Consider the following 10,605-nt stretch of genomic DNA (forward strand, 5'->3'; position numbering starts at 1 on the left):
CGGCGATGCCCTTGTCTGTCCTGCTACGTAGACTGTCACTCAGAGTTGCATCTCGACTGGAGCTTGAATGGAGGTGACGGGATGACTGTTCGCGTTGAGGTCGCCCCCGATCTACTCCAGTGGGCAGTCGAACGAGCGGGGTGGGACGAGGCGACTGTCGAACGTCGTGCGCCCAAACTCGATGGGTGGGTCTCTGGTGCCCAGCGTCCAACGCTGAAGCAGTTGGAGAAGTTCGCCAGCGATACTCATACCCCTTTCGGGCTGTTGTTCCTCTCTGAACCGCCAGTGGAAGACGTGCCTATCCCAGACATGCGCACGATCGGGAACGTCGCGGTCCCGCGGCCGTCTGCTGACCTGTTGGAGACGATCTACCTGTGCCAGACCCGCCAGGACTGGTACCGGACCTATGTGCAAGAGAACGGCGTGGGCGAACCTGAGTTTGTCGGCTCCGCAACGACCGAGACGCCGCCGGTGCTTGTCGCGGACCAGATGCGCGACTTGCTTGGCTTCGATCTGACCGAACGGAGCACCTTCTCCAGCTGGGAGGACGCTTTACGACGTCTGATCGACCGCATCGAGAACATAGGCGTCTTGGTGATGATCAATGGCGTCGTTGGCGCGAACACTCATCGTAAACTCAACCCTGAAGAGTTCCGAGGGTTCGCACTATCCGACCCGCTCGTACCGCTGATCTTCGTCAACGGCGCTGACACCAAGGCCGCACAGATCTTCACCATGATCCACGAACTGGCTCACGTATGGCTGGGAGCAAGCGCCCTGTCCGATGCGGCCATGACCGCTAACCACGGGGTGACCGAGGAACTGTGGTGCAACCAAGTCGCCGCCGAAGTGCTAGTCCCGCTGACCACACTACTCAGCGACTACCGCGGAGAAGCGAACATCGAGGAGTTGGAGCGCCTGGCTAAGAAATACCGAGTGAGCACCCTAGTGGTACTCAAACGCATCTTCGACGCTCGGCTCCTAACCTGGGAGGACTATCGAGAGCGCTATGAGAACGAGCGGGACCGCGTGATCAGCATCCTCGCGGCGAGGCGCAGCGAGAACTCCGGTGGCAACTATTACTACACGCAGCCGATTCGACTTAGCCGTCAGTTCGCCCAGGCCGTGATCGCCAGCGCCTTCGAAGGGTCCACCACCTACCGGGACGCCTACCGCTTGCTCGGCACCAAGAAACACGCAACCTTCGAGAACCTGGCCGCCGAGTTGGGGGTCGCCTGATGTATCTGATCGACGCCAACGTGCTCATCGAGGCCAAGAACCGTTACTACGCCTTCGACATCGCCCCTGGATTCTGGGCCTGGCTCGATCAGGCCCACCGACAATCCGTGGCCTGCAGCATCGACGCGGTCCGCGTCGAGCTCCTTGACGGTAACGACGAGCTCGCCGCCTGGGCACATGCCAACGCCGCATTCTTCCGAACCATCGATCAAGGCACTACACAACACTTCGGCGACCTCACCACTTGGGCGACCTCACGAAGCTTCACCCCAGCAGCGCTAGCCGAATTCACCGGCACCAATGCCGACTATCTCCTTGTCGCCTACGCTCGCGAGCACCAGCACACGGTGGTCACCCACGAACGCGCCCAACCCAACGCCCGAGCCAGGGTGTTGATCCCTGACGCTTGCCTGGCTATGGGCGTCGGCACGACCGACACCTTCCAGATGCTCCGCCAGACCGGAGCCCGGCTCGACCTCAGTGCGGGCGCATCCACACCGTGACTGATACGCCCATCGCTGGTAGAACATCTTGGACATGGAGCAGCTGAGCAAAGGGGCGAGTTCGCTCCTCCTTCAGTGCGTACACCTGTGACCGCTGCCTGTCGCCTATGCCGAGCGTGGCCTTCTTACACCGTTTCTCTGACATACATGATGGAAAGCGTCTTGGGGAGTCGTGACCCTGCCTCTGACTGGTGTCCTGCTGGGCTACCGACAATCTGATCAGTCCGGCTCTCCAAGGCCTGGGTGACGACCGCCCGGCCATGACCTAATACGAGCCTGATCGCGAGTCCGGTGTATGTCCTGTCTGACCGAAGCGGCCGCCACCTGACCCATCCCGACGATCAGGAACAGGCCATGACCATCATGACAAACCCCGGCGACCGCGTCGCCGGGATCGACTCCCGCAAGGACACCATCCACATCGCGGTGATCACTGCTACTGGTTTGGAGGTCACCGATCACGAGTTCGCCACCACCACCGTCGGCTACCGCAAAGCCGTGGCCTGGCTAGCCAAGCACGGACCTGTCGCCGCGGTCGGCATCGAGGGCACCTCCAGCTACGGCGTCGGGATCACCGCGGCCTTGCGCCGCAACGGCATCCAGGTGGTCGAGGTCAACCGCACCCGGCCCGCGGAGCGCCGCAAACAAGGCAAGACCGACCGTCTCGACGCCTACCGCGCCGCCCGCTCCGTGATCTCCGGCGAGGCCACCACCCACCCCAAGCGCGACACGATCGAATCTCTGCGCGCTCTGGTGGTGACCCGCCGAAGCGCCAACAAATCCCTCCAGGCCTGCTGGCGCCAGATCGGCTCCATCTTGATCAACGCCAGCCCCCGGCTGCGTGACAAGTACCGTGATCTGGGCCGTGACAAGCTCGTTGACCTGCTTGCCGCCACTCGCCCGGACCAGATCAACGACCTGGCCGACGCCACCACCTTGCGAGCCCTGCGCAGCCTGGCCCGACGCCACCAGTTCCTGCGCGCCGAACTCGACGACCTCGACGCGCAACTCGACACCCACACCACGGCAAGGAATCCCGGGCTGCGCGCCATCCATGGCATCGGCCCAGCCCTGGCAGCAGTCCTGCTCATCACTGCCGGAGACAACCCCGACCGGCTGCGCAGCCCCGCTTCCTTCGCCGCGCTCTGCGGAACCAGCCCCATCCCCGTCTCATCCGGCAAGACCCAACGCCACCGCCTCTCCCGCGGCGGCGATCGGCAGGCCAACTGGGCCCTCCACCAAGCCATCAAGGTCCGCATGAGCCATGACCAACGCACCCGCGACTACCGCGACAAGCACCTCGACGCCGGCTGGACCCTCGCAGCCGTCTACCGTTCCCTCAAACGAGCACTCGCCCGAGAGGTCTACCGCGCCCTGACCGGCCACTGCGAGATCCCGAACTACACCGACCTACGACCCGCCCGCCAAGCCAAGAACATCACCCTCACCAACGCCGCCGAAGCCTGCGGCACCTGGCCCGCACGAATCTCCGAGATCGAACTCGGCAAGAGACGCAGCGACGACCTCGCCCACCGCTACCGAGAATGGCTCACAGCAGCTTGACACCAGATAGGAGCATCAGACCCTATCTTTGCGCAGGTCACGCGGCTTCTACAAGCAGGACCGGCGTTCGTCGGGGCCAACGGTGGCGGACTCGCGGGGTCGGATGGTGCGGTCACTTGAGATGGCTCAAACCCTTCTGCGCCCCGAGCAGGTCGACGATCTGGTGGCGGAGTATCGGTCGGGAGCGACGCTTGTGGAGTTGGCGACGCGGTTCGGAGTGAACCGCCGAACGGTGGCCGCCCACCTGATTCGTCGGGAGGTTCCGATCCGACGGGGAAGCTTCGACCGCTCCCGCATCCATGAAGCAGCCGACCTCTACCTCAGCGGGTTGACGCTGGTAGAGGTCGGCGTGAAGGTTGGGGTGGGGCCTCAGGCTGTCCGGCACGCGCTGGCATCGCACGGCATCGCGATCCGGCCTGGTGGTGGGCACCGGTCTCGCGTCGCCTCGTCCCTGACCGCAGTCGGGTGATTCTAGGAGTGCAGAACAGGGACGCGAGTATCTGCCTCAGCGGAGGCCTCGCGGCGCTGATGGCGACGGATCGCGGCCTCGTGCCGGCGTGCGCGGACAAGCAGCACAACGCTCACGGGTCCCATGATGATGAACTTGAGTGCGTTCCAGCACGCCCACAGCACGACGAGGTGCAGCCAACCGGGGCCGCCGTCGGCGACCGCGGCGGAACAGGCGTAGGCGATGAGGAAGTACGGCAGAGCAACCAGCATCGCGGGTAGCCCCAACTTGAGTCCGCGTCGAGTGCGGATGGCGGCGAGCAGTCGGTTGCTCGGCATGTAGCGATGAAGGTAGTCGCGGGTGCGAACGCTGAGCGTCCAGATGAAGCGGAACATGACGGGCCTCTCGTCACACGTGTATCTCCGTCGAGGAGGCAGAACGTGTATGAGTGCCCGAAGGCCGTCCTGAAGGACCCGCGATATAAGGAGAACCTGCCTCACCGACCACTGTACGCCCGGGTTGGCGTTCACGGAACCCTCCGACATCCGCGTCTCCGCGCGCACCTCTCTGTAGGAGCGAGAGGAACCGACGATGGCGAACCTGAGCCAGGTAGTCCAGGACGAGCGCACAGCACGGATGGCACTGTCGATGATCGTCGAACCAGACGATGCCGTGACAGGCCGTCTCCTGGGCGACGTGGGAGCGGTTGAGGTGCTCCGGCTCGCCGAGCGTGACGATGGCGTGCCGGGCCTCGGCACCGTTGACGCAGGGGTCTGGCGCGCCCAGTTCGAGCGTTCAGACGCTCAGACACACTCCCAGCGCATCGTCCAAGCCCAGCGCATGGGTATTGGAATGCTGATCCCTGGCGACCAAGATTGGCCGTCCGCGCTCGACGATCTTGGTGATCGGCGGCCATACGTCCTGTGGACTCGTGGCGCTACCTCGTTCCTGGCGCGACCGCTCAGTGAGTTCGTAACGATCACCGGCGCCAGGGCCGCGACCTCCTACGGCGAGCACGTGGCCGGAGAGCTGGCTTCCGACCTCGCCAACGCTGAACGGGTAGTGGTTGCGGGCGGCGCGTACGGCATCGAAGGGGCTGCCCATCGAGCGGCCCTGGCATCCGGTGGCGACACGATCGCGGTTATGACGAACGGCGTTGATCGCCCTTACCCGATGGGTCACCGAGAACTGCTTGAACGAATGGCAGACCTCGGCCTCATGGTCAGCGAGGTTCCACCAGGTGCGGCGCCGACCCGCCATCGCTTCCTCGCTCGGGCGCGGCTGATGGCCGCACTCTCCGCGACCACCGTCGTGGTTGAGGCCGGCGTTCGCTCTGGATCAATGACCGTCGCCCGGCGCGCGCACGAACTCGGCCGCGCCGTCGGAGCTGTCCCCGGCCCTGTGACCAGCGCAACGAGCAATGGGCCGCACGAGTTGCTGGAACTGGGGATCGCTCGCATCGTGACGCACTCTGAACAGATCATCGGTGTCCGCCAGGCGGAGGACCTCACGCCTGTAGGCGAGCGACATGCGTACGAGCACGCTCGCACGGCGACGTCGCGGTCGGACCAACCGGTGCTGTAGCCACTCACCACGCGGCCCAGTCGGGCAACGCCATCGGGTGCGTGAAGCGAGGCGAGTAGACTCTAGCCATGCGGTTCTGACGCCTCCTCGCGGAACCTTCGTTCCTGCGGAAGGAGTCCTGTGAGCAGTCGAGAGTTGACGATGGACTTCGCGGGGTCGCTAGTTCGCCATCTCGGGCTGCAGATGTACTCGGGCGCGGTGCCAGCCATCGCGGAGCTGGTCGCGAATGCCTACGATGCCGACGCGACCTCGGTACAGATCGAGGTTCCCCTCGACACGCCTCTCGATGCGAACTCTGAGATCGTGATCCGAGACGACGGGCTCGGAATGACCTTCGAGGACGTGAACGACAAGTACTTGCTCGTCGGGAGGGATCGACGGGCCTCCGGCGCCGACCGTTCACCGGGCGGTCGGCTTGTTCTCGGGCGCAAGGGCCTCGGAAAGCTCGCCGGTTTCGGCATCGCCAAGATCGTCACGATCGCAACTGTCAGCGACGGTCATCTCACCTCATTCCAGATGAGCTACGACGACCTCGTGAGCAGCAACACCAACACGTACCGTCCTGTTGTGCTCGAGGACAGGGCGCTCCTGCCTGACGAGGCGCGACCCAACGGGACTGAGGTACGTCTGACCGAACTTCAATTGAAGAATCGCATTCCGTCTGCATCGTTCCGAAGGAGCATGGGACGACGATTCTCGATCCTCAGCAATGCCTTCCAGGTCACACTCAACAACGACGCACTCGCCTCGGACGAGACGGAACTCCAGTTCCGCTATCCAGAGACCGGTCTCGACACTGTTGACCTGCCAGGCGTCGGAACAGTCCAGTGGTGGGTCGGATTCACCGAGAAGCCGATCAAGAACGATGACATCCGAGGCATTTCCGTGCTCTCCAGAGGCAAACTGGTCCAGACCCCGTTCTTCTTCGACATGAGCGGTGGAACTCAGAACCAGCTGGGGCTTCAGTACCTCACCGGCGAGGTATTCGTGGACGGACTCGACTCCTACTCCGACGACTTGATCGCCACCGACCGCGCCACAGTCCTGTGGGAGCATCCCATCGCGCAGCCGATCCTGGAATGGGGCCAAGGCATGCTGCGGGAGTCTCTGCGCAAGTGGGCCGCTGCCCGCGCCAAGAGACAGAAGGAACGTCTCAGAGTCTCCACGACCTACATGAAGCGGATCGAGAAGTTTCCGGAGCGGCAGCAGAAGGAGCTCCTCAAGGCGATTCAAACGCTCGCCGATTCCCCGACGATGGAGTCTGACCGGCTCGATCAGATCGTCGAGATCCTCCTGAATGCCTACGAGAACGAGCAGTTCTTCGCACTGCTTAAGGAACTCAGCGAACTCACTGCATCTGACCAGAAGTCCATCCTCGACTTGATGAGCGAGTGGGACATTCTGGAGGCCGTCCAGGCCGCACAGCTTGTACGCGGCCGGGTGGTCGTGATCCAGACCCTCAAGCGGCTTATCAAGGAACGCGCCCCCGAGAAGCCGACCATGCAGGACCTCCTGCGTGACCATCCGTGGATCATCGACCCCATGTGGCAACTGCTCCATCACGAACGTTCCCTCGAAACGGTCTTGCGTGAGACATTCCACTCTGAGGTCAGCGAGGGAGATCAGCGCAGGCTCGACTTCCTCTGCATCGGAGACAGCAGCACCGCGATCGTAGTCGAGGTGAAACGACCCGGCGACAAGATCGGCCTCAAGGAACTCGGCCAACTGCGAGGATACGTAAACACGCTTCGTGACCGGAACGACAAGGCGGGCAACTTTTCTACTCAACGTTCCCAGATTCTCGGCGTGATGATCCACTCTGGGCTTAAGGATGAGCCAGGGATCAATAGCGAGATTCAGAGCATGAAGGACCTCGGCTACCGAATCTCACCTTGGGACCATCTTCTTGAGGCCGCCGAGCGTCTGCATCGTGACTACCTCGACGTGATCACTGAACGCGCACCCCAGGACGACCCACGGATTCAGGCGATCCAAAGCGACTCCGCTACCGAGACTGCACCGAGCGCGGAGACCGGGCCAGGTGAGGACAATGCCGAATAGTTGCTACGCAGCTCGTCCTTCGAGCGAGTCGAGCAGCGCACCTGCGATCCTGGCTGCCATTCGTACGGGGACGGCGTTGCCAATCTGGCGCTCAACGGCACCTCTCGTACCGGCGAACTTGTAGTCCGGCGGAAACGTCTGAATCGCCGCCGCCTCGCGCAGAGTGATCGGTCGATGCTCCTCTGGATGCAGAAAAGGCCCACAAGCCGGCGTTGTGCACCGAGTCGTCATCGTCGGCGCAGGCTGATCCCAGTGAAGCCGTCCGTACGACCCGGACGCCCCGCTCTTCTTCTCTTTGGCCAACTTCTTGTGGCATTCGAGCTGAAGGTGCTCCGGAAGGTCGCGGCGATTGCCACCCACGGGGATCGCTTGAACCCTTCTGAGCACGTTGTCCGGCAGGATGCGATGCACGCCGAGTGGATCATCAGCAGGGACTTCAGCCTCCAGCTGACGGAAGGCGTCTCGCACTGTCACGGGCGTCTCGGGATCGGTTGTGGTGAGAGACTGAGGGAGTGGCGTGCGCGTGCCGCGCAAGGCCAGGATGATGAGTCGCTTGCGTCGCTGCGGTACGCCGAACTCGACCGCATTTACATGGTAGGAACGCGCGTTGTAGCCCATCCGGCTCAGTGCAGTCAGTAGTTCTGTGGACCGCCTGTCACGCCCCAGCCCGGGCACGTTTTCGACCAATACGGCGCGGGGTCTGAGCGCTCGAACGAATCTGACCGTGTGGTTCACCAGATCATTGCGAGGATCGTCGCCCTGAATGCGGCCTTCTGCGAGCGAGGAAAATCCTTGACAAGGCGGGCACGCCTTCAGCAGCGTCAACTCGCCCGTCTTCAGCTCTAGCTCGCGCTTCACCTCGGCTGCGCTAACCTGCCGAATGTCCCGCTCCCACAGCCGCGTACGTTCGTGATTCAGGCGGTAGGACTGGGCAGCGGTGGTGTCAAACTCAACAGCGCCGATCACGTCGAACCCGGCATCGATCAACCCCTGGGTTGCTCCACCAGCACCGGCAAACAGATCGACTGCTTTGGGCCGCGAACCTCCCGAAGCGCCATCAATGCACGTCTCATCCGGGAGCGAGTCTGTTGGCTTGTGCACGGTCGTTCGCACTCAACACCTACCTTCACTGCCTCGGCGAGTTGTCACCCTTCGGTTCACGGCTGACCACGATCTTGCGGCGAGCACGCAGCAAGCTCATCTTCTGATCCTACTGGGTGGGTCTGACCTCCTGCCCCAAGGTCTACAGGCGACGAGACGGCGGTTCGGTTCGCACCCGAGAACGCGTGACCGATGGCGCTGTGGCGATGTCCGTCGCCTGTCTGAGCGCGGCTCTTGCCCGTGCGGCGTCGATCTTCTGGGCGGCCGACTCAGGCGGGGCTCCGAGGGGTGCGTCGTTAGTGATGCGGTACCGGTCTCGGTAGGCGGCGATCACGCGTGCAGACTTGCGCCAAGTTGCCGCTTGTCGTCGGTCGGCGGGCGGCGCACCAAGTGCCGTCGTCCACGGTGCGCTCTCGGTCAGCGCAGCGTCGAGTATCGCGTCGGCGCGGGCTTCGATCAGTACTTCTCGTTCGTCGAGTGCTGCTTGCATCTCGGCGTCGGTCACACCGCGGGCCTGTGGTAGGAGGCCGGCGATAAGTCGCGGTGGTTTCCGGGGTCGTCCCGATCCTGATGGCCGCGCGGTCGTTCGTTCGACGCGGTAGTGGAGGACGGCGGCGATGTTGTCGGCGTCACTGAACCCTCGCGCTGCGACCAGACGCGGCAGGAGCGAGTCGATGTCGTGATGGTTCGCTTCGGCGCGGCGGAGTTCGGCGGTGAGCGGTCCGAATGCCTCGGACTCGATGGCGCTGTCGGCCTGGTCGTCGGTGAGCCCGGAGCAGCGGATGAGGGTGGCCCAGCGGTCGTACTGTGCTGCGGCGGCGATGGTCTCGTACTCGGCGGCAAGTTGGGCGATCGAGCCCCACTGCTCCTGCTCGGCAACGATTGTCTCGTGGGCCGAGAGTTCGGCGCCGCTGTGCTGCAGCACGCCGTAGAGCACGCTTCGCGCGGTCGCGTTGGGGTCGTCGCCGGGGTGCGGCTGGGCATGGTCGTCGGCGCGGTCAAGGGTGACGTAGGCGCGGTTGGAGTGCCGCCCTCGGGTCATCGCGACGTAGAAGGTCTCTCTGGTCGAGGTTGGTTCGACCAGCACATGCGCGGTGTCGGTCGTGATGCCTTGGGCTCGGAAGGCGGTGACTGCGTAGCCGAGATCAACATTCTCGGAGACATACGAGGCTGGCAGGACGATGCTGTTACCGAACCTTCGCCCACGCTTCCGTAGTGCGATGGTCCCGTCTTCGCGGACGGTGGTGCCGGTCCCGTAGTCGCGCGCGATGGTGAGAGTCCCGTCGTCACCGACGGCGGTGATGGTCCAGACATCGCCGTTACGCACCCAGTCCCGCCCGGTCACGGTGCAGAGGTTCCGATTGTTGACGCGTGTGATGATGGTGTCGCCGACACCGGCGGCGGTGCCGTCGCGCAGTTCGACCTCACGGTCGGGGTTCAGCGTCTTGTTGTGGATCAGGTCGGCGCGGGCTCGTCGGTTGAGGGTGGTCACGTCTTCGTGGGTCTCGGCGATGAGCACTGATACGAGCCCGTTGTCGCGGTCGGCTCGCCATGCGTTGTAGGCGGCATCGGTCATGGTCTCGGCGTCGCCGCCGGTGATGCGCTGATGGGCGAGGTAGGAGTCGATGGCTTGGGCGCGTCCGTGGCGCAGCTCGAGTGAGGCGGTCTTCTCCCAAGCGTGGGTGAAGCGGTGAACGTCGACCAGTTCCGGGGTGTCGTCGCGGTGAGTCGCCCCGGGTTTCGTGGAGGGCGGGTTATGCCGTGCTGGCGGTTGCCGGGGCACGGTTGAGTGCAGCGTAGTAGGTGGTTTCGTGCTCGGCGGGCGGGGTGTCGTTGCAGTGGCCGTGCAGGCGTCGGTGGTTGTACCAGTCGACCCAGGACAAGGTCGCGGCCTCGACGGCCTCGATCCCGCTCCAAGGGCCCTCTCGCCAGACGAGCTCCTTCTTGTAGAGCCGGTTCACCGCTTCGGCGGCGGCGTTGTCGTAGGAGTCGCCGACAGACCCGACCGAGGCCTCGATCCCGGCCTGCGCGAGCCGTTCGGTATAGGAAATGGCGACGTACTGGACGCCGTGGTCGCTGTGGTGCACCAGCCCCTCGAGGGTGTCC

The 10,605-nt window shown here is 63.9% G+C and carries 9 protein-coding genes; 5 read left to right on the top strand and 4 right to left on the bottom strand.

Annotated features, from left to right (window positions below; genetic code table 11):
- Positions 1 to 81: 81 nt before the first annotated feature.
- The 3 genes from ACYVAG_RS12185 (at position 82) to ACYVAG_RS12195 (ending at position 3,305) form a co-directional block, all read left to right on the top strand.
- The gene (locus tag ACYVAG_RS12185) at positions 82 to 1,239 is read left to right on the top strand and encodes an ImmA/IrrE family metallo-endopeptidase (RefSeq protein ID WP_460770018.1); all 1,158 of its coding nucleotides are present in this window, start codon (positions 82 to 84) and stop codon (positions 1,237 to 1,239) included.
- Positions 1,239 to 1,742 carry a DUF4411 family protein gene (locus ACYVAG_RS12190; protein ID WP_460770020.1) on the top strand — a complete coding sequence of 168 codons (504 nt, stop codon included), beginning with the start codon at positions 1,239 to 1,241 and terminating at the stop codon, positions 1,740 to 1,742. Before ACYVAG_RS12185 ends, ACYVAG_RS12190 begins: the two co-directional genes overlap by 1 nt.
- A gap of 291 nt (positions 1,743 to 2,033) precedes the next feature.
- Complete coding sequence (locus ACYVAG_RS12195) at positions 2,034 to 3,305, top strand: IS110 family RNA-guided transposase (protein ID WP_460769628.1); 1,272 nt, start codon at positions 2,034 to 2,036, stop codon at positions 3,303 to 3,305.
- 471 nt (positions 3,306 to 3,776) lie between these two features.
- On the opposite strand, the gene ACYVAG_RS12200 is transcribed toward ACYVAG_RS12195, so the two are convergent.
- Entirely contained in the window at positions 3,777 to 4,148 is a 372-nt protein-coding gene (locus tag ACYVAG_RS12200; protein ID WP_460770021.1) for a sulfate permease, read from the bottom strand.
- A gap of 196 nt (positions 4,149 to 4,344) precedes the next feature.
- Between ACYVAG_RS12200 and dprA the strand changes: the two genes are divergently transcribed.
- Both dprA and ACYVAG_RS12210 read left to right on the top strand, forming a co-directional pair.
- Positions 4,345 to 5,337, top strand: coding sequence for a DNA-processing protein DprA (gene dprA, locus ACYVAG_RS12205; protein ID WP_460770023.1), 993 nt, complete (start codon positions 4,345 to 4,347; stop codon positions 5,335 to 5,337).
- 120 nt (positions 5,338 to 5,457) lie between these two features.
- Positions 5,458 to 7,398, top strand: coding sequence for an ATP-binding protein (locus ACYVAG_RS12210; protein WP_460770024.1), 1,941 nt, complete (start codon positions 5,458 to 5,460; stop codon positions 7,396 to 7,398).
- 3 nt (positions 7,399 to 7,401) lie between these two features.
- Here the strand turns inward: ACYVAG_RS12210 and ACYVAG_RS12215 are convergent, their stop codons facing one another.
- The 3 genes from ACYVAG_RS12215 to ACYVAG_RS12225 form a co-directional block, all read right to left on the bottom strand.
- On the bottom strand, positions 7,402 to 8,511 hold the full coding sequence (locus ACYVAG_RS12215; RefSeq protein ID WP_460770026.1) for a DNA cytosine methyltransferase: 1,110 nt from the start codon (positions 8,509 to 8,511) through the stop codon (positions 7,402 to 7,404).
- 130 nt (positions 8,512 to 8,641) lie between these two features.
- Positions 8,642 to 10,282, bottom strand: a complete 1,641-nt coding sequence (locus tag ACYVAG_RS12220; RefSeq protein WP_460770027.1) for an AAA family ATPase — start codon at positions 10,280 to 10,282, stop codon at positions 8,642 to 8,644.
- Positions 10,254 to 10,605: integrase core domain-containing protein (locus tag ACYVAG_RS12225; RefSeq protein ID WP_460770028.1), on the bottom strand; the 352-nt coding region annotated here is incomplete at its 5' end. The genes ACYVAG_RS12220 and ACYVAG_RS12225, both read right to left, overlap by 29 nt.

It is taken from the genome of Mariniluteicoccus flavus (assembly GCF_054776655.1).